The organism is Olsenella profusa F0195 (genome assembly GCF_000468755.1).
GTDB lineage: Bacteria > Actinomycetota > Coriobacteriia > Coriobacteriales > Atopobiaceae > Olsenella_F > Olsenella_F profusa.
Map to the genome: position 1 here is coordinate 78,061 of NZ_AWEZ01000061.1, position 26,397 is coordinate 104,457.

At 65.4% G+C, this 26,397-nt stretch carries 18 protein-coding genes; 9 read left to right on the forward strand and 9 right to left on the reverse strand.

Annotated elements, in window-relative coordinates; translation table 11 throughout:
* Nucleotides 1–60 precede the first annotated feature (60 nt).
* Entirely contained in the window at nt 61–1,149 is a 1,089-nt protein-coding gene (locus HMPREF1316_RS09110; RefSeq protein ID WP_021726662.1) for a LacI family DNA-binding transcriptional regulator, read from the reverse strand.
* Between the two features lie 414 nt (nt 1,150–1,563).
* On the opposite strand from HMPREF1316_RS09110, the gene HMPREF1316_RS09115 reads away from it, so the two are divergent.
* From HMPREF1316_RS09115 to eda, 7 genes are all read left to right on the forward strand, one after another.
* Nucleotides 1,564–1,992 (forward strand): HIT family protein, encoded by a 429-nt coding sequence (locus HMPREF1316_RS09115; protein WP_021726637.1) that lies wholly within the window; start codon nt 1,564–1,566, stop codon nt 1,990–1,992.
* Between the two features lie 76 nt (nt 1,993–2,068).
* Nucleotides 2,069–3,487: a glucuronate isomerase gene (uxaC, locus tag HMPREF1316_RS09120; protein ID WP_021726732.1), complete on the forward strand. Its 1,419-nt coding sequence runs from the start codon at nt 2,069–2,071 to the stop codon at nt 3,485–3,487.
* 43 nt (nt 3,488–3,530) lie between these two features.
* A complete protein-coding gene (locus HMPREF1316_RS09125) occupies nt 3,531–4,994 on the forward strand; it encodes a glycoside-pentoside-hexuronide (GPH):cation symporter (protein WP_021726751.1) in 1,464 nt (487 codons plus the stop codon).
* Nucleotides 4,995–5,101: 107 nt separating this feature from the next.
* The gene (locus HMPREF1316_RS09130) at nt 5,102–6,613 is read left to right on the forward strand and encodes a tagaturonate reductase (RefSeq protein ID WP_021726700.1); all 1,512 of its coding nucleotides are present in this window, start codon (nt 5,102–5,104) and stop codon (nt 6,611–6,613) included.
* A 34-nt stretch (nt 6,614–6,647) separates the two neighbouring features.
* Nucleotides 6,648–8,147, forward strand: a complete 1,500-nt coding sequence (locus HMPREF1316_RS09135) for a UxaA family hydrolase (RefSeq protein WP_021726648.1) — start codon at nt 6,648–6,650, stop codon at nt 8,145–8,147.
* Nucleotides 8,148–8,195: 48 nt separating this feature from the next.
* Nucleotides 8,196–9,227, forward strand: coding sequence for a sugar kinase (locus HMPREF1316_RS09140; protein WP_021726760.1), 1,032 nt, complete (start codon nt 8,196–8,198; stop codon nt 9,225–9,227).
* A 58-nt stretch (nt 9,228–9,285) separates the two neighbouring features.
* The gene (gene eda, locus HMPREF1316_RS09145) at nt 9,286–9,939 is read left to right on the forward strand and encodes a bifunctional 4-hydroxy-2-oxoglutarate aldolase/2-dehydro-3-deoxy-phosphogluconate aldolase (protein WP_021726731.1); all 654 of its coding nucleotides are present in this window, start codon (nt 9,286–9,288) and stop codon (nt 9,937–9,939) included.
* Nucleotides 9,940–10,472: 533 nt separating this feature from the next.
* Here eda and map read toward each other — a convergent pair.
* Nucleotides 10,473–11,372 carry a type I methionyl aminopeptidase gene (map, locus tag HMPREF1316_RS09150; RefSeq protein ID WP_232204507.1) on the reverse strand — a complete coding sequence of 300 codons (900 nt, stop codon included), beginning with the start codon at nt 11,370–11,372 and terminating at the stop codon, nt 10,473–10,475.
* Nucleotides 11,373–11,746: 374 nt separating this feature from the next.
* A complete protein-coding gene (locus HMPREF1316_RS09155; protein WP_084620936.1) occupies nt 11,747–14,476 on the reverse strand; it encodes a phosphoenolpyruvate carboxylase in 2,730 nt (909 codons plus the stop codon).
* 261 nt (nt 14,477–14,737) lie between these two features.
* Here HMPREF1316_RS09155 and HMPREF1316_RS09160 point away from each other — a divergent pair, with 261 nt between their 5' ends.
* Complete coding sequence (locus HMPREF1316_RS09160; RefSeq protein WP_040652025.1) at nt 14,738–16,129, forward strand: lipopolysaccharide biosynthesis protein; 1,392 nt, start codon at nt 14,738–14,740, stop codon at nt 16,127–16,129.
* Between the two features lie 84 nt (nt 16,130–16,213).
* Here HMPREF1316_RS09160 and HMPREF1316_RS09165 read toward each other — a convergent pair whose 3' ends face one another.
* The 6 genes from HMPREF1316_RS09165 to HMPREF1316_RS09190 all read right to left on the reverse strand — a co-directional run bounded on the left by HMPREF1316_RS09165 (nt 16,214) and on the right by HMPREF1316_RS09190 (nt 24,884).
* A complete protein-coding gene (locus tag HMPREF1316_RS09165) occupies nt 16,214–16,528 on the reverse strand; it encodes a glutaredoxin family protein (RefSeq protein ID WP_040652027.1) in 315 nt (104 codons plus the stop codon).
* Between the two features lie 250 nt (nt 16,529–16,778).
* Nucleotides 16,779–18,533: an aspartate--tRNA ligase gene (aspS, locus tag HMPREF1316_RS09170; protein WP_232204509.1), complete on the reverse strand. Its 1,755-nt coding sequence runs from the start codon at nt 18,531–18,533 to the stop codon at nt 16,779–16,781.
* A 485-nt stretch (nt 18,534–19,018) separates the two neighbouring features.
* Complete coding sequence (gene hisS / locus HMPREF1316_RS09175; RefSeq protein WP_021726671.1) at nt 19,019–20,335, reverse strand: histidine--tRNA ligase; 1,317 nt, start codon at nt 20,333–20,335, stop codon at nt 19,019–19,021.
* A gap of 308 nt (nt 20,336–20,643) precedes the next feature.
* The gene (locus HMPREF1316_RS09180) at nt 20,644–21,321 is read right to left on the reverse strand and encodes a hypothetical protein (protein WP_040652028.1); all 678 of its coding nucleotides are present in this window, start codon (nt 21,319–21,321) and stop codon (nt 20,644–20,646) included.
* Complete coding sequence (locus HMPREF1316_RS09185; RefSeq protein WP_021726686.1) at nt 21,314–23,440, reverse strand: hydantoinase/oxoprolinase family protein; 2,127 nt, start codon at nt 23,438–23,440, stop codon at nt 21,314–21,316. The genes HMPREF1316_RS09180 and HMPREF1316_RS09185 overlap by 8 nt, the downstream gene beginning before the upstream one ends.
* Before the next feature lie 82 nt (nt 23,441–23,522).
* Nucleotides 23,523–24,884 carry a hypothetical protein gene (locus HMPREF1316_RS09190; protein ID WP_021726687.1) on the reverse strand — a complete coding sequence of 454 codons (1,362 nt, stop codon included), beginning with the start codon at nt 24,882–24,884 and terminating at the stop codon, nt 23,523–23,525.
* Nucleotides 24,885–25,297: 413 nt separating this feature from the next.
* Between HMPREF1316_RS09190 and HMPREF1316_RS09195 the strand changes: the two genes are divergently transcribed.
* Nucleotides 25,298–26,368 carry a LacI family DNA-binding transcriptional regulator gene (locus HMPREF1316_RS09195; protein ID WP_021726768.1) on the forward strand — a complete coding sequence of 357 codons (1,071 nt, stop codon included), beginning with the start codon at nt 25,298–25,300 and terminating at the stop codon, nt 26,366–26,368.
* The last annotated feature ends 29 nt before the right edge of the window (nt 26,369–26,397 follow it).

The following is a 26,397-nucleotide window of genomic DNA, read 5'->3' on the forward strand; positions in this document are numbered from 1 at the left end:
GGTTCCCCACCTCGGTCCGTAGGTCTCGATCCGCAGACCCCGGCCCCTTGCCCTGCGGCCTCAGCCCCCCTCGGCAAGGGACGCGCGCTCGCCTCGGTCCTTCAACATCGTCGACGCGCGAACCACCAGGTGCGTGGGGATGGTGCGAGTCTCCTTCCTGCGCGCGGGCTCCGCGATCCTCCTCACCATGAGGTCGGCGGCGGCAAAGCCCATCGCGTACGGGTCGGTCGCGAAGGTCGTGACGCCCCCACCCAGGTCGGACGTCCAATCCCAGCCCATGCGGTGCGCCCAGCCCCAGTCATCCGGCCCACATAGGCCCGCCTGGCCCGGGATCGAGACGCCAAGCCCATGGAGGGCGTTGTATGCCGCGATGAGCACGACGGTATTGGTCGCGAAGAACGCCGGCACCCCTCCGTCGCCGACTCGACCTAGGATCGCGGCGACCGTGTCCCTCATGCCCCCCGCCTCCCACGGGTCGATGACGTAGACGTCATCCTCCGCCCTCTTCCTGCCGAAGTAGGTGCGAGAGCCCTCAAGGAAGGCGTCGCGCCTTATGCTGCGCGCCGAGTTGTTCTCGAACGACTCGGTCAGCAGCACGGGGAAGGCGAACCCCTCGTCGTGAAGGTGTCCCATGAGCTCGAGCGTCGGCTCGCGGTACGAGGAGAGCGCGATGTCGAACGCATGGTCGTCCACGAAACGGTCCACCAGCACGACCGGGGTCCCTGAGGTGGAGAGGGATATGAGGCCGGGGTTGTTCGACGTGGTCGTGTTGACGATGAGGCCATCGATCTGGTGCGCGATGAGGGACTCCACCAGGTCGTCCTCCCAGTCCGGCGAGTCACACGCGTCGGTGAAGATGGGGATGTAGCCAGACTCCTGCAGGCGGGTGCTGATGCCGTTCAGGAGGGAGGTGGCGAACGGCGTGGTGATGTTGGCGACCACGACCCCCACCAGGAATGACTGCTGGGTCTTCAGGCTGCGCGCGATGGCGCTGGGGCGATAGTGGGCGATCTGGATGGCCTTCTCTATGCGCCGCCGTGCGTCCTCGCTGAGCATGTCGCCCTTGCCGTTGATGTAACGCGACACGGTGGTCTTTGACATCCCCGCCGCGGTCGCGATGTCCGTGATGGTCGTCCTGTGTGTCGACACCGGCGTCCCCCCCAATCAATGGACTCGGTTTCATATTATCATAACCTGCAGATGGCGCATTTGAATGGTGGGCACGAGATGGTAAGCGATACTGCCAGGAAAATGCGATTAAATGGATGCCTTTTTGTTTTATGGTAGAATACCGTTGAAATCGATTTCAACTACCATTCGCCAAAAGAGAGATGAACCGGAATCTGCATTTCATGATTCTCTTATCAAGAGTTTACCTGATAATATAATAAAATATGTCACAGTATCTCACAGAATCATCTTCTATTTTCACGCGGCAGATAGCAGTATGACGCAAACGGTTTCAAAAAGGGAACCGAATGACGAACCGGGCAGCAGGGCGGTCGGCAGATGTGACGCACACGAGCCTCATCCGAGACCCGTCCCATCCGAAGGAGACGCGCGATGGACACGAACTGTTCGTACTGCATGATCGGGACTGACAACTCGCTGGTGGACGCGTTCGGCATCCCCCTTCGCGAGCTGCCCGCGAGCAACCTCATCCTCTTTAGGGAGCAGAGCCACCGAGGCCGCTGCATCGTCGCCTCCAAGAGGCACGTCGATGACATCTCGGACCTCTCGGAGGATGATGCGGCCATGTTCATGTTGGACGTCCGCCATGTCGCGACCGCGGTGCACGAGGCGTTTTCCCCCACGAAGGTCAACTTTGGCGCCTATGGGGACACGATGCACCACCTCCACGTCCACATCGTCCCCAAATACGAGGACGACCCGTTCGAGTTCGGCGACGTATTCGCGATGAACCCGGGGCGCATCCTTCTTGATGAGGAGGGCTACGGGAAGGTGGCGGACGAGCTGCTCGCACGGCTCTAGGCACAACGGAGCGGGGGGCCGGGCCTCCCTGAACCGCACATAGGAAGGCACGCTTGGGAGAAGGGGATCGATCACGATGAAGCGCTTCATGGACGACAAGGACTTCCTCATCAGCACCAAGACGGGCGAGGAGCTCTTCCACACCTACGCGGAAGGGCTGCCCATCGTCGACTACCACTGCCACATCAGCCCCCAGGAGATCCTCGAGGACAGGCACTACGAGACCATCACCGACGTCTGGCTGGGTGGGGACCATTACAAGTGGCGCCTCATGCGCGCGAACGGCGTGGAGGAGCGCTACGTGACGGGTGACGCCGACCCTCGCGAGAAGTTCCAGAGGTGGGCCGAGACCCTCGAGAGGTGCATCGGCAACCCCGTTTACCAGTGGAGCCATCTCGAGCTCAAGCGCTTCTTCGGCTACGACGGCGTGCTGAGCGGCTCGACGGCGCAGGAGGTCTGGGACCTCGCGAACAGCAGGCTCGCGGAGGACGGCATGAGCTGCCGCGGTCTCATCGAGCGGTCCAACGTGCGCCTCATCTGCACGACCGACGACCCCGCCGACACCCTCGAGTGGCACAGGAGGATCGCCGCCGACCCCTCGTTCAACGTGAAGGTCGTCCCGGCCATGCGTCCGGACAAGGCCCTTGGCATCGAGAAGCCCGGCTTCGGCGAGTACGTCGAGAGGCTGTCCGAGGTCTCCGGCGTGCAGGTCGACTCCTTCGACGACTTCAAGTGCGCCCTCTCGAGGCGCCTCGACTTCTTCGCCGAGATGGGGTGCAAGGCCTCCGACCACGCCCTCGACTACGTCATGGACGTCCCCGCCACCGAGGGGGAGGTCGAGAGGATCTTCGAGGCACGCCGCGGCGGCGCGGAGGTGCCCGAGGAGGACGTCCTCAAGTACAAGACGGCCTTCATGAGGTTCGTCGCAAGCGAGTACGTCCGCCTCGGCTGGGCGATGCAGCTCCACTACGGCTGCAAGCGCGACAACAACACCGCCATGTTCGAGCGGCTCGGCCCCGACACCGGCTACGACTGCATCAACAACCACACGCCCGCCGACCAGCTCGCCGACTTCCTCGATGACCTGAAGGAGTCGTCGGGGCTCCCCAAGACGATTCTCTACAGTCTCAACCCCAACGACAACATCATCATCGACAGCATAGCAGGGTGCTTCCAGGAGGGACCGGCCGTCGGGAAGATTCAGCATGGCTCCGCGTGGTGGTTCAATGACTCCAACGACGGCATGCGCGCGCAGCTGTCCACCCTCGCCAACGAGGGTGTCCTGGGCAACTTCGTGGGGATGCTCACCGACTCCCGCAGCTTCCTGTCATACCCGCGTCACGAGTACTTCCGCCGCGTCCTGTGCGGACTGATGGGTGAGTGGGTCGAGACCGGCATGTACCCGGATGACCGCATGACCCTGGGCACGATGATCCGCGATATCAGCTACAACAACGCGGTCCGCTACTTCGGCTTCCCACTCGAGGAGGTCTAGGGGAGGCTTGGGAGAGGCAGGACAGAGGGCAGGAGGAGAAGAGATGGCCGAAGAGGGGAAAGGCGCCAACTCGGCTGCCGGGGTCGCAACCTCGGAACCGGATGAGGGCAGGAACATGAGGCTCAGCTGGCGCGAGAAGGTCTCCTACGGGTTCGGTGACTGTGGCAACGGCTTCATGTTCGACCTTGGTCAGGCGTACCTCACCAAGTTCTTCACCGATGTCGCGATGATCGCACCCGGCATGGTGGGCGTCATCTTCGCGGTGACGAAGGTCTTCGACGCGTTCATGGACCCGCTCGCCGGCGCCTTCATCGACAGCAGGAGGGGCGACGGGAGGCAGGGGAAGTTCCGCCCCGTCATGATGGTCTCGGCCTGCATCCTGGCCGTCCTCACCGTGGTGACCTTCACGTCGCCGGGCCTCTCGACCGAGGGCAAGGTCGCCTACGCCTTCATCACCTACATGGCCTGGGGTGTCGTGTACAGCTTCACCAACGTCCCCTACGGGTCGCTGGCCTCGGTGATGTCGCGTGACGTCAACGAGCGCGCCCAGCTGGCGACGACCAGGCAGGCGGGGTCGCTGTCGGCACAGCTCATCACCGGCGTCGCGTTCATCCCGCTCGTGCTGCTCTTCTCGGGGTCCATGGGCGTCGCGAACGCCCATGGCTACACCATGGCGGCGGCCGTCATGGGCGCCTGCGGCGTACTGGGCTTCCTCGTGTGCTTCCTGGGGACCCGCGAGCACATCAAGGTCAACCGCTCCACGGGCGGCAAGAGGGAGGGCATCGGGACCTATCTCAGGGTCGTGTTCACCAACAAGCCCCTCGGCGCGATCATCCTGCTGACCCTGTTCACCATCTCCGCGATGAACACCAACAACACCATGATGGTGTACTTTTGCCAGTACAATTTGGGTGACATCAACCTGCAGCCCATCGTGAACGGCGTGATGATGGGCTCCTCCGTGGTGGCAATCCTGCTGATCCCTATCTTCGTCAAGCACTTCGGCAAGAAGAGGACCTGCGTGGTGTGCTTCATCGTCGGCGCCGTCGCGAACTGCCTCAACTTCATCATCCCAACCAATGTCACGACCTTCATCGTCCTCGTCTCCGTCGGCTACGTCGCCCTCTCCATCCCCAACGGCATCACGTGGGCGTTCGTCTCCGACGTTATCGACTACGGCGAGTGGCACAGCGGCACCCGCAAGGAGGGCATCACCTACGCGGCGTTCAACTTCTCGCGCAAACTCGCACAGTCCCTCGCCGCGATCATCTCGTCGGGGATTCTTGCCGCGACCGGCTACGTCGCGAACCAGGCGCAGGGCGAGGGGACGCTCCTCGGCATCAAGGGTGCCATGACCCTCTACCCGGCCATAGCGCTCGTCATGGCGGCACTGATCCTGTTCTTCCTGTACGGGATCTCGGATGACAGGTACCGGACGATCGCGGACGACCTCTCCAACGGCAGGTGGGAAGGGGGGACCATCGGGCAGGGGCCCGACGAAAGGTAGCGTCGGCCCGGCCCCGACGACGGGGCCCGACCGGCATCTGGAAGCCATAGGGAAGCGGCCCTCGCTCACGGTGCTCGGGCGAGGGCCGCCCGAGCCGGGAGGTGCTCATGGAGACGCTCAGCTACAAGACGTTGAAGGACATTGGCTACGACGGGTTCCTGCTTAAGGAGGCCCCGGAGAGGGTGCTCCAGTTCGGGGACGGCAACTTCCTCCGCGCGTTCGCGGAGCGCTTCATCGACCTGGCCAACGAGCGGGCCGGCTACGACGGGAAGGTCGTGCTCGTCCAGCCGCACGCCACCTCGTTCGAGAGGGCCGACGCCCTCAACGCCCAGGATGGCCTGTACTCGCTCTACATGAGGGGCAGGGACGGCGGGTCCAAGGTGGACTCGATGCGGGTCATCTCGTGCGTGAGCAGGGTCCTCAATCCCAACCGCGCGGCCGATTACGACGACATGATGGGGGTGGCACGCTCCAGGGACCTCGAGCTGGTCATCTCCAACACCACGGAGGCGGGGATCGCCTACGACCCCGCCTGCCGGCCTGACGACCGGCCGCCCGCGAGCTTCCCCGCGAAGCTAGCCCAGGTGCTCCACGAGCGGTTCGTCGCGGGCCTGCCGGGCGTGATGATCCTGTCGTGCGAGCTCATCGACCACAATGGGGACGAGCTGCGCCGCTGCGTGGACGCCCACGTCAAGCAGTGGGGCTGGGAGCCTGCGTTCACGGCCTGGCTCGATGAGGAGTGCACCTTCTGCACGACCCTCGTTGACTCCATCGTGCCGGGCGGCATCCGCGACAGGGCTGAAGCCTGGGCGCTTGACGAGCGCGCGGGCTTCCATGACGCATTCGCGGACGTGCGCGAGGTCTTCGACATGTGGGGCATCGAGGGCGCCCCCGGGCTCGCCGACCGGCTGCCCTTCAAGGCCGCCGGCCTCGACACGGTCTTCGTCACCCCGGACGTCACCCCCTACAAGAGGCGCAAGGTCCGCATCCTGAACGGCGCGCACACAGGCTTTGTCCCGGGAGCGTTCCTCGCGGGCTTCGACATCGTCCGCGACTGCATGCACGACGACGTCATACGCACCTTCATGAACGAGATGCTCGACGAGGAGGTCATCCCCACGCTTGTCCCCGAGCTGGAAGAGCAGGGGTGCCGCGACTTCGCCGCCCGCGTGCAGGAACGCTTCGACAACCCCTTCATTGACCACCAGCTCCTGAGCATCTGCCTGAACTCCGTGTCCAAGTGGCGCACCCGCGACCTGCCGACCCTCCTCGACTTCCACAGGGCCTCGGGGAGACTCCCGAGACGCCTGTCGATGAGCCTCGCGATGCTCCTCGCCTTCTACACCTCGGGCAACCCCAGCCTAGAGGAGGACGGCCTTCACCTGACGAGAGAGAACGGCGACGGCTACGTGGCGCATGACGAGGAGCGGGTCCTCGACTTCTTCACCGCCCACGCCAGCGACGGGGACGCGCTGCTGGTCCATCACACGCTCACCGACAGCGACATGTGGGGCGAGGACCTCACCGCCATCCCCGGCCTCGAGGGACTGGTGGCGCAAGACCTCTCGCTCATCCGTGCCGACGGCGCCCTTGAGGCGTTCCGGTCCGTGATAGGCTAGCAGGGCACAGGACAGCGAAGGGAGGGGAGAACCCATGTACCGCGCCCTGAGGATCCAGAGGCAGGACAACGTCGCCGTGGCGCTCGAGGAGGTGCCCGCCGGTGGGGCGCTCGAGGTCGATCGCGACGGCGAGCACCCCACAGGTCTCGTCGCCCTCGAGACCATACAGAGGGGTCACAAGGTCGCGACACGGGCCATCGCCGCCGGCGAGGACATCGTGAAGTACGGCGTCGCGATCGGCCACGCGACCCGGGACATCCCGCCCGGGGCATGGGTGCACACCCACAACATGGCGACCAACCTCTCGGGTGAGGTGGCCTACGCGTACAGGCCGGAGCCGTGCGACCTCGAGCCCGTGGCCCCGGAGGGCTTCCGCGGGTTCCGCAGGGCGGACGGCCACGTGGCGGTCCGCAACGACATCTGGGTCGTACCGACGGTCGGGTGCGTGAACGGCGTGGCCAGGCGGCTCGCCGAGGAGAACCAGGACCTCGTCGGCGGGTCGGTCGGCACCATCCGCAGCCTCGAGCACCCCTTCGGCTGCAGCCAGGCGGGGGCGGACCTGGACCAGACGAGCAGGCTCCTGGCGGCGTTGGTCCGCCACCCGAACGCAGGTGGCGTGCTGGTCGTGTCCCTCGGCTGCGAGAACCTCACCCACGAGCGGTTCCTTGAGGAGCTGGGACCCTACGACGAGGGGCGGGTGAGGTTCCTCACCTGCCAGGACGTGGGGGACGAGCTTGAGGCCGGCCGCGACATCCTGCGCCGGCTCGTCGGGTGCGCCCGCGGCTTCGAGCGGGTGGAGATACCCGTGGACGAGCTGGTCATCGGCCTGAAGTGCGGCGGGTCGGACGGGTTGTCGGGCATCAGCGCCAACCCCGTCATCGGGCGCGTCTCCGACATGCTCGTGGCACGCGGGGGGACCTCGGTCCTCGGGGAGGTGCCCGAGATGTTCGGCGCCGAGAGCTTCCTCATGGGGCGTTGCGCGAGCAGGGGGGTCTTCGACAAGGCCTGCGCGATGCTGAACGGCTTCAAACAGTACTTCATCAGCCATCACGAGCCGGTCTATGACAACCCCAGCCCCGGGAACAGGACGGGAGGCATCACCACCCTCGAGGACAAGGCCTGCGGGTGCGTCCAGAAGGGCGGGACGGCCCCGATCGAGGACGTCATCGGATACGGTGAGTCCGTGACCAGGCGTGGCCTCAACCTCGTTACGACCCCCGGCAACGACCTGGTGTCCACGACCGCGCTCGCGGCGGCCGGTGCCCACCTCCTACTCTTCTCGACGGGGCGCGGGACACCCTTCGGTTCCGTGGTTCCGACGCTCAAGGTCTCGACGAACTCCGCCCTCGCCGCGAGGAAGCCCAGCTGGATCGACTATGATGCCGGCGTCGTGGTCAGCGGGGGCGCGTCCCTGGACGAGGTCGCGGCCGGGCTCTGGGGGCTCGTCCTCAAGGTCGCCTCCGGGGCGATGACGGCCTCCGAGACGAACGGATTCAGCGAGATCGCCATCTGGAAGGATGGGGTGACGCTGTAGCCTGGCCCCGTGAGCGCCCCTTACACATCGAGGAGAGAGGTCCTTGGCATGAACCTATCGGGAGACGTTCTGTGTTTCGGGGAACTGATGCTGCGACTGTCGCCGCCGAACAACCTCCGGATCGAGCAGGCGACGAGCTTCGACGCGCACTTCGGTGGCGCGGAGGCCAATGTGGCGTTCTCCCTCGCGTACCAGGGCGATGGGAGTTCCTATGTGTCCGTCGTCCCGAGGAACCGCATCGGCGACGCCGCGCTGCGCTCGCTGTCGGCCTACGGGGTCGACGTCTCCCGCGTCGTGCGCGACGGCGACCGGCTCGGCACCTACTTCTTCGAGGTGGGGGCGTCCGGGCGTCCGAACGGGTGCGTGTACGACCGGAAGTACTCGGCAATGGGCCTCGCTGCGCATGACGTCTTCGACTGGAGCGCAATCCTTGAGGGGGTGGGGACGTTCTACTTCTCCGGGGTCACCCCGGCCATCTCCCCGGAGCTGGCCCTCGCGTGCGGGCAGGCCCTGGCCGCCTGTCGCGAAAGGGGGGTCACGACCGTCTGCGACCTCAACTACCGGAAGCGGATGTGGGACCCCGAGGCGGCCCAACGCATCATGGCGGGGCTGCTCCCGCTCGTGGACGTCTGCATCGCCAACGACGAGGACGCGCCGTCCTGCCTCGGCATCTCCCATGGGTCCGGCTCCCTCGCGACGGGCATCGAGGAGTCGGGCGAGTACGTGAGGATCGCCGAGGACGTGTGCCGGAGGTTCGGGTGCAGGCTCGTCGCGTCCGTGATCAGGGACATCCGCTCCGTCGAGGACTCCGACTGGATGGGGATGGTCTACGAGGACGGTGAAGCGTGCCTCTCGAGCGTGCATCACGTGCACGTCCTAGAGGGCGTCGCGGCAGGCGACGCGTTCGCCGCCGGTCTCATGCACGCGCTGCTGGCCGGGAGGGGGCCGCAGGTGGCCGCCGACTACGCCATCGCCGCGAGCGTGCTCAAGCTCACCATCCGTGGCGACTCGAACCTTTCCAGCATCGAGGAGATCGAGGCGTCGATGGGGAGGGGGTCGGGGGTAAGGGTCTGCCGTTAAGCGACCGAGGGCACGCAACGCCCGTGGGGCGCGGGTCTAGGGAGAGGTGATGTGCACGATGGGAAGGTACATGGACGGGTTCTACGAGGGACTGGGGCAGATGGGCGTCGTTCCTGTCGTCGTGCTGGAGGATGCCAAGGACGCGGCGCCCCTGGCCGACGCGCTCGTGAGCGGCGGGTTGCCGTCCGCCGAGATCACGTTCCGCACCCCTGCGGCGGCGGAGTCGATTCGCCTCATGCATGAGGGACGCCCCGACATCCTCGTCGGGGCCGGCACCGTCCTGACCGTCGAACAGGCGACGGCCGCTGTCGCGGCGGGGGCGGGCTTCATCGTCAGCCCGGGGTTCAGCAGGGACGTCACGCTGTGGTGTCTTGCCCACGAGGTCCCCGTGCTCCCCGCAGCCGTCACGCCCACGGAGGTGATGGCCGTGAGGGAGCTTGGGATCGACGTCACCAAGTTCTTCCCCGCCAAGCACTACGGCGGCCTGGCCACCATCGAGACGCTCGCGGCGCCCTTCGTCGGACATCGCTTCATGCCCACCGGAGGGGTCGACGCACGCAACCTGTCGGAGTACCTGAGCTGCCCGTCGGTCATCGCGTGCGGCGGGACGTGGATGGTCAGGGCGGACCTGATCGCCGCGGGCAGATTCGACGAGGTCGAGAGGCTCTCACGGGAGGCCGCGGCCATCGTGGGGGAGTGCCGAGACAGATAGCACGACGCTACGCCCCGGGCCTGCGACCCAGGAGGGTCCAAGGCCCGTGGTCGGGCCGGTGACCCTGGCCCCTCGTGCCCGCGCGCCCTCGGGTCCGAGGTCTAGCCGGGAAGGATCTCGATCCTCCGACCGTCAGGGTCGATGATGAAGTAGAGCCCATCCTAGGGTTCTCCATCTGGATGCTTCCCTTCTCCCCTGCTCCCCGGCACGTCCGCCCCGCACGCCACATCGCGCACGAAGGCCGCCTCCGGCGGCGCACGATGGTAGACAGGTCCCCCGACAGCCGGCGAGGGTGACCCTGGACCACCTCTGACGAGCTCTACCTCCCCTGACACCAAAAAAGCCCGAACCATCCCGGCACTTTGCCCTACCCACCCCTCACGTATCGGGTATCGAGGCGCGTTGCCAGCTGCGGTCGAGCGTCAGACGGTTCCGCATCGCGGCGGATGTGAGGTGGGGCGTCGGTCCCTCGGGCCGAACCTGTCCGCTTGGGCCACACGACGGAATCGGTAGACGGAATCGGTAATGGCCGTCTACCAGCTGAGCAGCTCGTAGCCATCGTCGGTGACCACAAGCTGCACCTCCCATTGCGCAGAGGGCTTGCCATCCCTGGTGCGCACGACCCATCCGTTGGACCTATCCGTCTTGATGCTATGCGTACCCATGTTGACCATGGGCTCGATGGTGAAGCACAGTCCCGGTACCAGGATGGGGCCCGTGCCCGCCTTGGTGGTGAAGCCCACGAAGGGCTCCTCGTGGAACTCCTTGCCAATGCCGTGGCCCCCGTACTCCTCCACCACGGAGAAGCCCGCATCCGTCGCCACCTTGTTGACGGCGGCGCCCACGTCACCCAGGTGGCCCCAGGGCCTGATGGCGGCGAGACCCGCCTGCACCGACGCGTGACACACGTCCACCAGGCGCCTCCACTTGGGATCGACGCTGCCGATGCAGTACATGCGACTGGAATCGGAGAAGTAGCCGCCCTTGATGGTGGACATATCCACGTTGATGATGTCGCCGTCGCTGAGGACGTCCCCCTCGTCGGGAAAGCCGTGACAGACGACGTCGTTGATGGAGGTGCACACGCTGTAGGGGTAGCCCTCGAAGTTGAGGTCGGCCGAGACGGCATCGTGCGCGGCAAGGTAGTCGTTCACCCAGCCGTTGATGTCCATGGTGGAGACGCCAGCCTCGATATGCTCCCCCACGTAGTCCAGGATGCCCGTGTTGACCGCGGCGGACACCTTGATGCCCTCGATGTCGTCCGCGTTCTTATAGAGCCTGCGGGGCAGGACCTCCTCGCCCTGCCGCCAGAGCTGCTCGAGCCGATCGTCAAAGGCGCTGTGGCACCTCTTGTACTTCCTGCCGCTGCCGCACCAGCACTCCTCGTTGCGTCCCGGCGTCCTCATGCCGTCATAGCTCATTGCATACCTCACGTCTTCCACTTGCGCAGCCGCTGGCTGCAGTCGCTCGCCCATCGGCCATGGTACCCCAGATGGCGCAAGCGTCAGCCTACACGGTCGCCACAGTCGTGTCACGGCCGAGCGAGATCTGCAAGAGGCAGCCGCCCGACTTCCCCAACGGTCGTGCGAGGTTTTCTCGCCAAAAATGTCTCGCGTGCTGACTGGAGTCCGCACGCGAGACAGAATCGGCCGAAAAACCCAGCACGACCGGAGGAGAACCCAGCACGATCAAAGCGGGACCAGCCAAGCCCGAAATAGGCCCCAAGCGCCTCGTCCCAGCGCAGTGGGACTCACCCACAGGTTCGTCTTCTGCCCCATAGCTGCAGGTACCCGCGGTCGGCCGCACGTCACCCCGTGTTCTGCAGGCCGGCGGAGACGCCGGAGACGGTGCAGAGGATGAGGTAGATGAAGCGCTCGCGCTCCTCGGGCGTCAGCTTGTCACCCCGCTCGCGCAGCACCGAGAGCGCCAGCACCTGCGTGAGCGAGAGCACGTTCACGAACGGCAGGCGCAGGCGGATGACGGGCCCCAGGATGCGACGGTGCTGCAGCGGCCACTCGTTGCCCGTGATGGCGAGCACCCATCTGCGCGTGAGGTCCATCTCGCCCAGGACCTTCTGCGCGAGATCCTCGCGATCGCCCAGGTCGAGGTACATCCTGCCCAGGTTGCGATCGGTCTTGGACAGTGACATCTCGATGTTGTCAATGAACGTGGTGAAGAGCGGCCACTCGGCATAGGCCTCCTTGAGGCGGTCGAGGTCGCCGAACTCCTCGCAGGCAAAGCCCAGGCCGTACCAGGCGGCAAGGTTGATGCGCGCCTGCGACCACGAGAAGATCCACGGGATGGTGCGCAGGTCGTCCAGGGACGTGGCGCCCAGGCCCCGCTTGGCGGGACGGCTGCCGATGGGCATGAGGCCGATCTCGGAGAGTGGCGTGACCGTGGAGAACCACTCCACGAAGCCCTCCGTGTTGAGCAGGTCGAGGTAGCGCTCGCGCGAGGCCCTGTCCAAGGCGGACGCGAGGTCGGCGTACTTGGCCGTGGACTCGGTGTTCACATACTCGATGGAGGGGGCGCTCTGGAGCAGCGTGGCCCCGGCGACGGACTCCACGTGGCGCGAGGCCAGCACGGGATTGCCATAGCGTGCGAAGATGACCTCGCCCTGCTCCGTGAGCTTGAAGTGGCAGTTGACCGAGCCCTTGGGCTGCGAGAGGACCGCACGGTTGGCCGGCCCGCCACCTCGGCCCACGGCGCCGCCACGGCCGTGCATGAGCACGAGGTCGATGTTGTTGTCCTCAGCCCACTGGGCGATGCGCGCCTGCGTGGTGTGCAGCACGAGCGTGGCGGCCGTGGGGCCCTCGTCCTTGGAGGAGTCGGAGTAGCCCAGCATGACCTCGAGCCTGCGGCCCGTCTCCTGCAGGCGACGCTGCACCGGGTCGAGCTGGATGATCTGGTCGAGCGTGTCGACGGCACCCTCGAGATCCTCTATCTGCTCGAAGAGCGGGATGACGTCGAGGGTGGGCACGTCCCTCTCGTGCGCGAACGCCAGGCGCGCGAGCTCGTAGACGTCCGCCACGTTCTGGGCGCTCTGCGTGAACGAGATGATATAGCGACGCGCGGCGTTGACGCCGTTGCGCCGCTGGATGGAGCCGATGGCACGGAAGGTGTCGAGCACCTCGCGCGTCATGGGCGCGAGCTCGCCGCGCTCGCCCCAGCGGCCATGCTCGCGGATGTCGGCCAGCGCGCGGCTGTGCACGACGGAGTGCTGGCGGAACTCCATCTCCACCAGGTGGAAGCCGAAGGTCTGCGCCTGCCAGATGAGCTTCTGGAGCGGGCCGTAGGCCGTGCGCACGGCACCGGCGCGCACGAGCGAGCGTTGGACCACCATGAGGTCGTCGATGTAGGCCTCGGCGTCCTCGTACATGAGGTCGGCCGTGCGGTCGATGGTGGCGCGCAGGCGGGCGACGATGACGATCATGGTGGCACGGTGCAGCTCGGAGGCGGAGATGGCCTGGGCGCGCTGGGTGAGGGCCTCGCTCATCTCCACCTGGTGGCTCCACAGGTTGAGCAGCTCGTCCGAGCCCTTGGTGGACGCGGTGTCCAGCGTGAGGTTGCGACCGGTGGCCTGCGTCGCCTCCGCGAGCTTCTCCAGCACGTGGACACGGTACTTCTCGGCCACACGGCGCGAGACCTTGGCCGTCACGTTGGGGTTGCCGTCGCGATCGGTGCCGATCCAGCTGCCGGGGCGGAAGAACGCCGGGCAGATGGGGGCCACGGTGCCCGCCTTGTCGCCCAGCTCCCAGTCGTCGAAGCGGCGATAGACGTCCGGCACCATGTCGAACAGGGTGTTATCGAAGATGTCGATGACGGTGTCGGCCTCCTCCACGGGGGTCGGCTTCTGGATGGCGATGGGGGACGTGCGCAGCAGGGCGTCGATCTCCTGTAGCATCCGGCGCTCGTTCTCGAGCAGGGCCACGCCACCCAGGCTGCCCCGCTCCTCGAGCAGGCCCGCGATGCGGCGTATCTTGCCCTCGACGGCCTTGCGGCGCGCCTCGGTGGGATGCGCGGTGAAGACGGGGTGGAACTCCAGGCGGTTCAGGAGCGCGATGGCCTTGCCCCGCCCGCATTCGTCCACCAGCTGGCGATAGGCCACCGTGATGTCGTTGATGGGGTCGGACGCCTCCGTGATGGGCACGTCGCGCTCGCGGTTGCGCAGGGCATGGACGCGGTAGCTCTCCTCGCAGATGTTGGCCAGATGGAAGTACGCGGCAAACGCGCGCGTGAGCATGGTCGCCGCATCGAGGTCCATGGCCTTGATGACGTCGATGGCGTCGTGGAAGGCGACCTCGTCCTTGCTCTGGTCGACCTTTGATGCCGAGGCGATGGAGTCGGCCAGAAGCCGATCGAAGGTCTTGCGCACCCCGTCGTCATACTCCGAGAGCACGGTACGCACGAGACGCAGGAAGAGCGCCATGTTCTCGAGCAGCTCGCTGGGGATGTTGGCCAGGGAGAGCGTAGCCCGCGCCTGAGCCTGCTCGAGCTCCCGCCTGTCCCGCTCATTTCCCTTGGCAAGCGCTTCCATCTCATCTACCTGCTTCTGCACTTCTGACACTGGGTCCCCCTTCACTCCCCTGCCTTCGCACGGGAACCATGGACGGTCACATGGTCTTGGCGTTGCCACGCAGTGCCTAGCTTAGGGGCACGTGGCACGGCACACGTCGTTGCCACGGGCGCGAAACCATATCTTCACGTGTGCGCACGGTGCAGACGGAGAAGCGGCGGTAAGATACTCTGCCGTACGGCACAGGGACGATATGGCTCAAGTCGAAGGGGCAGCACGGACATGTTCAGATCCAGGGGGAGACGAGAGGGGCGCAACGCAGCCAGGACGCCCGGCTCGCACGTTCGCGAGCGGCAGGAAGCGCCGTTTGTGGTCAGCCTCGTCGAGCAGTGGTGGGATCGCCTCATCTCCGCCGTGTTCTCCGGCACCCTGGCCGACCAGACGGCCCGCTACGCCGCCCACCGCACGAAGCGCGACTATCTCTTCAACAGCATCGGACTGGGACTCTGGGGCGCGCTCTTCCCCCTACTCACGATGATTGCCTCGCAGCTCGTGGGCACCGAGCAGGCCGGCATGTTCTCCATGGCCTTCGTCTACGCCAACCTCATACAGTTCGTGGGCATGTACGGCGTGCGCACCTATCAGGTCTCCGACGTGGACGAGATGGACTCCTTTGGCGCCTATCAGCTGCAGCGCCTGCTCTCCTGCCTGCTCATGATGGGTGTTGGGTACCTCTTCTGCCGGGTGCGTGGCTATTCGGGTGAGATGCTGAGCATCTGCACCGGCACGTTCGCCTTCCGCACGTTCGACGCCTTTGCCGACGTCTACGAGGGGCGCCTGCAGCAGATGGACAAGCTCTGGCTCGCGGGCATCTCGCAGGGCCTGCGCTGCACCCTGGGCGTCGCAAGCTTCACGCTTGCGCTGGTCATCACGCGTGACGTGGCCATCGCAAGCATCGTCATGGCCGTGGTGGCGCTGGCGTCGCTCCTGATGGTGAGCATCCCGCTCACCTACTTCGAGACGCCCCGCTCGCGCAGCTGGGAGTTTCTGGAGATCAGGGAGATCTTTGCGGAATGCTTCCCCACCTTCCTGGCGACGTTCCTCTTCTCGCTCATCGAGACGGTCCCCAAGTTTGCCATGGAGGGCACGCTCCCCTACGACGACCAGCTGTTCTTCAACGCCATCTACTTTCCTGCCCAGGCCATCGCCATGGCGCTGGGGCTGGTGTACAAGCCCCAGCTGGTGAGACTGGCCAACATCTGGGCCGACCCCAACCATCGCAGGCGCTTCGACCTGGTGGTCATCGCCATAGTCGGCGTGGGTGTGGGCATCTGCGCCATCGTGTTCGCCTTCAACTCGCTCTTTGGGGTGCCCATCCTCAGCGTGCTCTATGGCACCGACTTTGCCTCCTACAAGACGGACCTGCTGATGATGGTGGTTGCCGGAGGGATGACCGCCGTCGTGGACTTCCTGTACCAGATCATCACGGTGCTCCGCCGCCAGGAGGTGGCGACGCGCATCTACCTGCTCACGTTTGGCATAGCCACCGTCTTGGCCCTCGTGCTTGTGAACACCATCGGGTTCGCCGGGGCCGTGTGGACGTACCTGCTCTCCATGGCAACCCTGTTCGTCCTGCTCATCGCCCAGTACGTGGTCCTGCGTGTCAAGGGATAGGGCAGCGCGGTCGCGCCACCGCACGCGAGGGGCCCCACCAGCGTGGGGCCCCTCGCGTGCCGTGCCGGTTGTCCGTCGTACGACCTAGAAGCTGCAGCCCGTGCCATCGAGGCGGCAGGCACCTCCGGTGGATGCGGACCCGTCAGCCTGCTCGGTGGCATGGAACTCCTTCGCGAGGAAGTCGACGATGTCATCGGACTCATAGAGCGCCGTGCCGTCCACGAACAGGCACGGTACCTGACGCTTGCCGCCCCTCTCCACGAGGAAGGAGCGGTCATCCTCGCTCTCGTCGATGTTATGCAGGGGGAGGTCGATGCCATTCTTGCTCATGAAGCCCTCCACCTTCGCGCAGAAGGGACAGTTGTTCTTGACATAGAGTTGCAGGTCCTTGGTGGCCATGTCAGCCTCGCTTTCCCAATGTGGTCGCTTGTCACTGAGGGTCGTATACCCCAAATGTGCCACGGCTTGCATCGCGGCTCGCGTGGTGATCCACCCCATATGAGGGGTGTGTGGGTGCGATTCTCCTCCTCTGACTCCGTGCGACCTGGGGTTTTGTCGCCCCTCTTCGGGAGAAAAGCACCTGCACGCGATAAAAGGAGGCGCACCACCCGGGTGCGCCCATCACTCACGAAACCGACGCTCCTTCCACCTACAGCAGCCTCAGCGAGACCTCCTTGAGCTGCCTGCCCGAGACCTCGCTCGGCGCATCGCTCATGAGGTCGGAACCGGAGCTCGTCTTGGGGAATGCCATGACCTCGCGAATGGAGTCCGAGCCCGTGAGCAGCATGCACACGCGGTCGAGGCCCAGGGCGAAGCCGCCCATCGGGGGCGCACCAAACTTGAGCGCCTCCATCAGGAAGCCGAACTGCTCCTTGGCGCGCTCCTCGGTGAATCCCAGGAGCTTGAGGATGCGCATCTGCAGCTCGGCATCGTGGATGCGCATGCCGCCACCGCCGGCCTCGAAGCCGTCCATGACGAGGTCGTAGGTGTGCGAGCCCACGGAGAGCGGGTCGGATTCCAGCCGCGCGATGTCCTCCTCGACCGGCTGGGTGAAGGGCTGATGCTCGGCCGCATAGGCCTTGCGGTCCTCGTCCCAGTGGACGAGGGGGAAGTCCACGACCCACAGGAAGTCGTGACCCTCGCGCGGGAGCTCCAGCGCATCGGCCATGTGGTTGCGCATGCCACCTAGGATCTCGTCGGCCTCGAGACGCGGGGCGGCGGCAAACATCACGAGGTCGCCCGGCTGCACATCGGCAGCCTGCTTGAGACCCTCAAGCTCCCCCTCGGAGAAGAACTTGGTGATGGGCGAGTTCATGGAGCCGTCCTCGCGGAAGGCGATCCAGGCGAGGCCCTTGGCGCCCAGCTCGCGCGCAACCGGCTCGAGCTTGTCGATGCGCGAGCGTGCCCACACACCCGCACCCTTGGCATTGATGCACTTGACGACGGAGCCCTCGGCGTTGGCCGCGGAGGAGAACACCTTGAACCTGGATTCCCTGAAGAGGTCGGTGACGTCCACGAGGTGCATGCCGAAGCGCGTGTCGGGCTTGTCGGTGCCGTAGGTGTCCATGGCCTCCCAGTACGGGATCTGCCGGAGCGGCAGGGGCATGTCCACGCCCACCTCGGCGAAGGCGTCATGGAGCGCCTCCTCGAGCTCGGCTATGACGTCCGCCTGCTCGACGAAGCTCATCTCGACGTCCACCTGCGTGAACTCGGGCTGGCGGTCGGCGCGCAGGTCCTCGTCGCGGAAGCACTTGGCCACCTGGTAGTAGCGCTCGATGCCGCCCACCATGAGCAGCTCCTTGAGCAGCTGCGGGGACTGTGGGAGCGCATAGAAGTGGCCGGGCTGGGTGCGGCTGGGCACCAGGAAGTCACGGGCGCCCTCGGGCGTGGACTTGAAGAGCGCGGGCGTCTCGACCTCCATGAAGGAACGCTTGTGGAACGCCTCGCGTATGGCGAAGGTGAGATCGGAGCGCAGCCGCATGTGCTCCATCATCTGGGGGCGGCGCAGGTCGAGATAGCGGTAGCGCAGGCGCACGTCCTCGGCGGTATCGAGGTTGTCCTCGATCTGAAAGGCCGGCGTCTCGGAGGTGTTGAGCACCGTGAGCGCGTCGATCAGGACCTCGATCTCGCCGGTGGAGCGCTTGGCGTTCTCCATGCCCTCGGGACGGCGGCGCACCGTGCCATGGACCTTGAGGGGCCACTCTAAGCGCACGCCCTCGGCCGCGTGGAACGCGGTGCCACCGGAGTGCTCGGGGTCGAAGGAGACCTGCGTCATGCCGCTGCGATCACGCAGATCGATGAAGATGAGGCCGCCATGGTCACGGCGGTGCCAGACCCAGCCGGTGAGCGTGACCTCCTCGCCGATGTTCTCGACGCGCAGCTCGCCGCAGGTGTGGGTATGCATGGTATGGAAATCCATAGCTGCCTTTCGTCTCTTGCGCCCCGTGCCGTACGGGCGCCTACCAGCAGACCGGCGTGTCTGCGTAAACGGCGCAGCCACACGCGATCACTCATGATAGCAGCGCCGTAGGGCGCGGCCATACTCGCGGGCGGGCTCCATGACGAAACGAAACGCAGTTGTCATGTTGGAAGGAAAACCCGCCGGTCGCCTCGGGAAGGCGCAGCGAAGCACGCCAGACAAGGCCCACGAGCGGCGCCGCTCGGCTCAGGCGGGCACGTTTGGGCCCCAAGTGCGTGATGGAATCCGGCTGTCACCGTGCCAAGCGAAGTGATGGTCCTGGAAATCCTGCGGTTTTATGCGTATTGGACGTCCCCGAACCGCCCGCAAGCCGTCCAGGCGCACGCGAACCCACGCTAAGGCGCCCAGTGAGCACGCACTTGGGGCCCTAACGCACCCTCGCGCTCACGAGAGCGCCAATGGGGAGGCGACTATGCCCCCAGGCGCTCTCGCACCTGGGTGACGAGCTCCGCCCGCGGTACCTGAACCTGCTCGTGGGTCCGCATGTCGCGCAGGGTCACCGTACCGGCCGCCACCTCGTCGGCACCCAGGACCGCACAGATGCGCGCGCCGAGCCTGTCGGCCTGCTTGAACTGGCTCTTGAGCGAGCGACCCTGGTAGTCTGCCTCGGTGCGGATGCCTGCCTGGCGCAGTGCCAGCGTGGCAGGGAACACGGCCTGACGCTGTTCGGACGCCGCACAGGCCACATAGACGCAGCTCGGGGCGGCCGTCTCGAGCGAGCCACCCTGTGCCGCGAGGGCCAGCGCGATGCGCTCGAAGCCCACGGCAAAGCCGATGCCCGGTGTGGGCTTGCCGCCCTCGAGCTCCGCGAGGCCGTCGTAGCGGCCCCCGCCACCGATGGCCCCGACGTCCGTGCCCAGGGCATCCACCTCGAAGACCGTGCGGACGTAGTAGTCAAGGCCCCGCACGAGCGTGGGGTCCTCCTCATAGGCGACTCCGGCCTCCTCGAGGTAGCGCTTGACCTGCCCGTAGTGGGCACGACAGTCGTCACAGAGGTTGTCCGTCACGAGGGGCGCTGCAGCCATGACCTCACGGTCATGGTCCACCTTGCAGTCGAAGGCGCGCAGCGGGTTGACGTCCGCACGCTCGAGACAGTCCTCGCACATCTCGTCCTTGTGGTCCAGGATGAAGGCGCGGACCTTCTCGCGGTAGGCGGGGCGGCAGGCTGCATCGCCCATGGAGTTGATGCGCAGCTTGAGGCGGGCGACATCAAAGCCCAGACGCGTGAAGTACTCCATGAGCATGATGATGCATTCGGCGTCGGCCACGGCATCGGAAGCGCCAAGCCACTCGACACCCACCTGGTGGAACTGGCGGAGGCGTCCCCTCTGCGGGCGCTCGCCACGGAACATGGCCTCGGCATACCAGAGCTTGGTCGGTGCCCCGCCCTGCGGCACGAGGTTGTTCTGCACGGCGGCGCGCACGATGCCCGCCGTGCCCTCGGGGCGCAGGGCCATGCGTTGCCTGGCCTTGAGGCCGCCCTCGCTGCCAGCGTCCAGGAGCCGCTCCATGAGGGCGCCGGAGAACACGCGGAACATCTCCTTGCGCACGACGTCCGTGGACTCGCCGATGCCATGGACGAAGGTGTCCACCTGCTCGATGGCCGGGGTCTCCATGAGGTCGAAGCCGTACGCGCCAAAGAGCTCGCGCGCGACGTCCTGCATGCACTGCCAGGCGCGCATGTAGCCGCCGAACAGATCCTCGGTCCCCTGGATTCTCTGTGCCATGGGTGGTGCCCCTCTCGCCGCATGTCCAACGGTCTGAGTATAGGGCACTTGGGTTGGGGTCCCGCTCCCTCTCGACGACACCGAGACGGATGCGGCAACGTCGGGGCAGGTCTCATGTACGGTGAGCACGTAACGAGAAGAGAACGGAAGATGCTATGCCCGTCGAATGGCCTGTGGCGCCACACACACGGGGCATATGGGATCCGCCTCTCTCCCAAGCACACACACTCGACGAGAATGGCGTCCGGGGCGTCCGCGCCATCGCGCACTCGCCAGAGAGAGCCCCCACCTCTCCAGCCTGGCAGCGCCTACCAGACGCCCACCCCCTGCGCGATGTCCCCGATGCGTGCGTAGTAAGCCCGTGCCACCTGGGGCCGCGATGGCAGGAGCATCACGTAGTCGAGCACGTAGGGCTGGCAGCCGAGCCCACAGAGCTCGCGGGCGAAGGCCATGGCCGTGACCTCCTCGAGCGTCGGGAGCCTACTCAGGCGCCGGAGGGGTCCGAGCGAGACGAGGGGCACCACCCGCTCCTGGCAGGGCAGGTCCTCGATGTTGCGGCACACCACGTGGAAGAGTTCGTGGGCCAAGAGGACGTCGCGCACCGTCGCCGTGCCCATGAGCTCGCCCAGACCAGCTCGCTCGGCGAGGGACTGGGCCAGATGAGCGTTCTTCTCGTCCACCTCGATGCGGTCGGGCTCCGTGTACAGAGCAAAGACCCTCACCGGCCCCTGTACGCCCGAGGCAGCCGCCCGCACCGTCACGCCCAGATGGGCGGCCAGCTCATCAAGGTCCCCAAAGCGACGTTCCACGCGCGCACGCTGGGCCTCGGTGCGCCCACTCTCCCCGCACCTATCAAAGAGGGCCCGATAGAAGACTGTGTCGATCCTACCGGAGAGCGGGTCGCGGGTTCGCATATACTCGGACCACACCGATTCCGGCAGCCCCGACAGGAACCGACACGCCTGGGCGATGTCCTCGCTAGGCAATTTCCACCCTCGAGGCCACGAGGATGATCTCCTCGTCCTCGTCCGCCTCGAGGAACTCGGAGGCCATCAGCGTCTTCAGCTGCTCGACAGAGAGCGTGTTGGAGAAGTCGAGCACCTTGGCCCCGATGCACAGGTAGAAGTCGGGGCAGTGCTCCATCTCCGCCTGGTAGTACAGCATCTGCTGCCAGAGCCGCTCGACGTTCGCCTCCCAGTCCCTGGCCAGGCACTTCGCGACCACGGCATCGCCCACCTGCACCTTGATGAAGCCACGGTGGTCGATGATGCGCAGGGCGCGCCTGTCCCTGTTGGGAGCGGTCAGCACGTAGAAGTTCCTCGAGCTGATCTCGGCCGTCACCTCCGACTCATCGACACGCATGGACTCGGCCGCCAGTTCCACGGCCTCGGCCTCGTCGCACTCGAGGCTGCCCGTCGAGGTCTGCACCTCGTTGGACCCCAGGGCGATGGCCGTGACCTTGGAGGTCTGGGAGTCGACCTCCACCTGCACCTCGACAGTGTCGGGAACGGCACCGTTCTTGATGGCGAGCTCCTTGGCCTCCCGCTTGATGGAGGTGATGTCCTGCACCGTCGGGTTGGGGATGACGCGCTCGACCACGTCGCGGATCATGGCCAAGGCGACACCGATGGAGGAGATGACCTCGGCATCCTTGGGAATGGAGTAGTTGAGGCCCATCTGGCGCGCGGTGTAGGGCAGAAGCGACGAGGCACCACCGCCACAGCCCACGAGCGTCATCTGGTCGGGCTCGAGCTTGTACTTCGCCGCCAGCCCCGAGACGACCGGTTCGATCTTCTCGAAGGCCTTCCTCAGAATCTGCTCGGCGCACTCCTCGACGCTCACGCCGAAGTAGTCCGCCAGGGGCTGCATGGCCTTGCGCGCCGATGCGACGCTGCCGAACGAGTAGTCCTCCGGCCTCACCAGCCCGAGGACGTTCGCGGCACAGGAGTTGGTGATGGTTATCCTGTCGCCGTCCGCAAGCCTAATGCGCACGTAGTCCGCCGGGTCTCCCTCCTTGGGGGAGAAGAACTCCACCTGGGGGTCGACGATGTCCTCCTCGGGCGTGTACACGGCATAGCCCAGGCCACCGATGTGCGCCGAGCGGGGCCCCACGTCCACGAGCCTGTGCTCGACCGCGCGTACCATCGAGCCGCCGGCAACGCCCAGCACGATGACGTCGAGGGAGTTGACGTAGGTGCTGTGCCCGCCCACGACCGCGTACTCGACGGCGGGGCGGCCATTCTTGATGACGCCGATGTTGGTCGAGGTGCCGCCCACCTCGAAATAGATGCCGTTGGAGGCACGCAGGTACATGAGGGCGCCCATGACCGAGGCGGCGGGTCCGGACAGCATCGTGAGGACGGGGCGCTTGCGCATCTCGTCGATCTCCATGACGCCGCCGTCGCCGCGCATGATCATCAGCGGCACGTCGATGCCGGTAGAGTGGACGGCGCTCTCGGTGGAGTTTGCGGTGTCCATCATCTTGGGCAGGATGGAGCCGTTGATGGCCGCCGTGCGCGTGCGCCGGGTGAGGCCATAGAGCTTGGAGATCTCGGACGCGACGGAGACGAGCAGGCCCTTATCCTGGGCGACCTCCTTGACGAGGCTCTCCTCCTCGAGGGAGTCGACGCCAAAGGCCTTCGAGGCGACGATGACCTGTGCGTCCTCGGAGGTGAGCGTGTCGATCGCCTGGGCGACGCTCTCCCGATTCACGTTCTTGTTCTTGAGGTAGGTGTGCGAGACCTCGATCCTGCGGCCCGTGCCGAGGTCGATGTCGCCCACGTTGCTCTGGCGCTTGGAGAGGAAGCCTTCCAGGCCGCCCCCGCCCATGCCCAGCACGCCGACCTTGGCCACATCGCCCTCGAGCAGGGCGTTGGTCGCCTGGGTGGTCGAGTGCGCGATGAAGACCACGTCATCGGGGCTGATGCCATTGTCCCTGAGGCACTGCTGGAAGCACTCGATGACGCCGCGGGCGACGCCCATCTCGTCATCGTGGGTGGTCATGACCACGGACTCCCCCACGATCCGGTGCGTCTCGTTGTCCAGCGCGACGGCCTTGGTGTGAGTGCCACCGACATCGATGCCCACGCGTACTGTTCTGCCCATTGCTCAGCTCCCTCGTTCCAAGGAGGGGACAGGAGCTTGCAATTCCCTGTCCCTGCCGTACCTTACGAAACCACGCACCGCACTAGGCAGCGAACACGGCGAACGCGACCATCTCGAGGATGAAGGCGCAGGCCAGCGCATAGGGCAGGCACGTCTTCATATAGTCCTTGATGGACACCTTGGTGTAGCCGATGGCCCACAGGTTCCAGGACTGCGTGGGGCACACGTTGGTGTTGACCGTGCAGCAGGGGATGTAGAACAGGGGATACAGCACCGCGATGGGCAGGCTCGTGGAGGCCGCCACAATGGCGAAGGTGGCGACGCCGGCACCCCAGATGGTCAGGGGACCACGATAGAGGGCCAGGAAGCCGAGGATACCGAAGACCAGGAAGAGCATGAAGGTGTTGGTCGGCAGGAGGGGGGCGACGATCGGGGACAGGAGGTTCTTGCAGAGCCCGGCTGCCTTCACGAACATCTGGACGGCCATCAGGAAGGCCAGGACCAGACCCACGTCGGCGACACCGTCATGGAAGGTCTTCTGCACAAGCTCGCAGATGCCACTCCAACCCTTCCTGAACGAGCCCGTGGTGACGATGGCGAAGACGACCGCGATGACGATGGCGGGAATCTGGCTGATCTTGAACGCGATGGCGAGGGCCACGGGAATGATCGGGGCGATGCACGCAAGCAGGCTGACGTTCTGGGAGGACAGGTCGACGCCCTGGGCGGGTGCGGCCCATGCGTGGACGGGGCCCTTCTTGGAGAACCTCAGCGTGAGGACGATCATGAGGATGATCGACACGAAGTGCACGGCAAACGCGATGAACGCGAAGGAGTACCACTGGCTCCACTGGTCGGGAGAGGAGAGGTACTGGGAGCCGTCGGCCATGACCATCGTCGTGGCGGCCTGCGTGAGGAGCGACTGGTTGAAGTAGAGACCACAGCCCACGGACATAACATAGGCGCAGGTCGCGAGGGCGACAGGGATGCCCAGGGACAGCATGATCGGGAAGACGATGACGCCGATGGCGACCACGGCACCGGGGCCATACGAGGTCGTGAAGATCAGGGCGACGACGATACAGAGCAAGCTTGCCGTAAGGCCCGGCTTGTCGCCACCCAGCTCGACGGCCTTGCGGATGATGGTGCCCGCAATGCCGGTGCCGAGCAGGATGCGGCCGAACCAGCTGCCGAAGATGATGTAGATGGCCGTGGCACCGAAGCCCGTGGGGCCATCGTTGAACACGGTGGTGAGCACCGAGTTGATGGCGGTCCAGTCCCAGGTGGTCTGACCCTCAGGCAGGCCAGCACCACCGATCATGCCGAGGGCACCCCACAGGGCGGCCATGATGAAGAGGCCCAGCATGAGGTTGCCCCCACGTGCCGCGTACACGATGAAGGCTATGTACGTTACGAGCAGGATGATGCCAATGACGGTACCCATGTCTCCCTTTCCTTTCCCGGTCGACTGCATTCACGTCATCTGATGGCAGGGGTGACGATTTGAGAGAAACCGATTTTATCTCTCGTCCTCGAAGTACATTGTTCGTTGCTCGGGACGACCTGCCTCATGCTACGTCCATGTCATTCATAAGGTGTTCACCTCACCCTCATTTGTATGCGCTCCTCTGAACAAAGACAAGACTGTCGGTGGATGAGCGCAAAATGTAATCGGTTCCAATCCTCTGAACGGTATCTTCGGAACGACAGACGTTGCAAGAGTCTTACACTCTCCCCAGGTATGCCTCGGCTCTCCCACAAATGAGTATGGTTGAGGGGATAAGGCGCACCAAGATGAGGTGGAATGCGGGATGAATGGATCCTGCCATCGCGCGTGGGACACAAGGAGGGTGGATCATGTCCAGAAGGACCGGCAAGGTGACCATCGAGGACATCGCTATCGCCGCGGGCGTATCTAAGACAACGGTTTCACGCTACATCAACGGCAAGTACAACCTGATGCGCGAGGACACCCGCAGACGCATTGAGACGGCCATCCGGCTCTCCGACTACCAGCCCTCCGCCATCGCACGAAGCCTCAAGACCCAACGCTCCCTCTTTGTCGGCGTCGTCGTGGCCGACATCACCAGCCCCTTCAGTTCGATGCTCATCTCCGGCATCGGCAACTACCTCGATGCCCACGGCTACATCCCCGTGTTCGTCAACTCGAGCGACTCCCCTGAGAAGGAGGCCAACTACATCCGCACCCTGCTCACGCACCAGGTGGACGGCCTTATCGTGAACACGACCTCCCACGATAACCCCTACCTCATCCAGCTCGCCAACTCGGGACTGCCGGTCGTCCTGCTCGACCGGCGTATCGACAACTTCAACTTCGACCTCGTGACCGGCAACTACCACGCCCCCATGGAGGAGCTGGTACACCACCTGCACGACCAGGGATTTGACAGGGCTGTGCTCTTCACCGAGGACTACACCAACAACAGCGTCCGCAAGGACCGGCTCGACGGGTTCTGCTCTGCAGACAGGGCCTGCTTCGGGCGCGCCAACCCCATGGACGACGTGATAACGCTCAGAATCGGTGACGCTCGACACGTGCGTGACGAGGTGCGACGCGTGGTCGAGGAGACCCCTGAAGGCCAGGTCACCGGCCTTGTCAGCAGTAACTCCGTCACGCTCGTCAACCTCGTCTACGCCACCTCCACGCTGGGACTCTCCATCCCCAAGCAGGTGGGCATCTGCGGCCCCGACGACTGGGACTGGTCGCGCAGCATGGCCTGGGACTGGTCCGAGATCATCGGCATGGGCATCACCACCTACAAGGTCCACCCATACCGCATGGGTGTCGAGGCCTCGGAACTCCTCATGAAGCGCATCGGCGACCCCGGTGGCGCCAGGAGGACCATCGAGGTGCCCTGCGAGCTCACCGTGAGGAGGTCAACGCTCTTGGACGGTGGGCGCACATAGCATTCGAACGTATGGCAGCGCAACGAGGC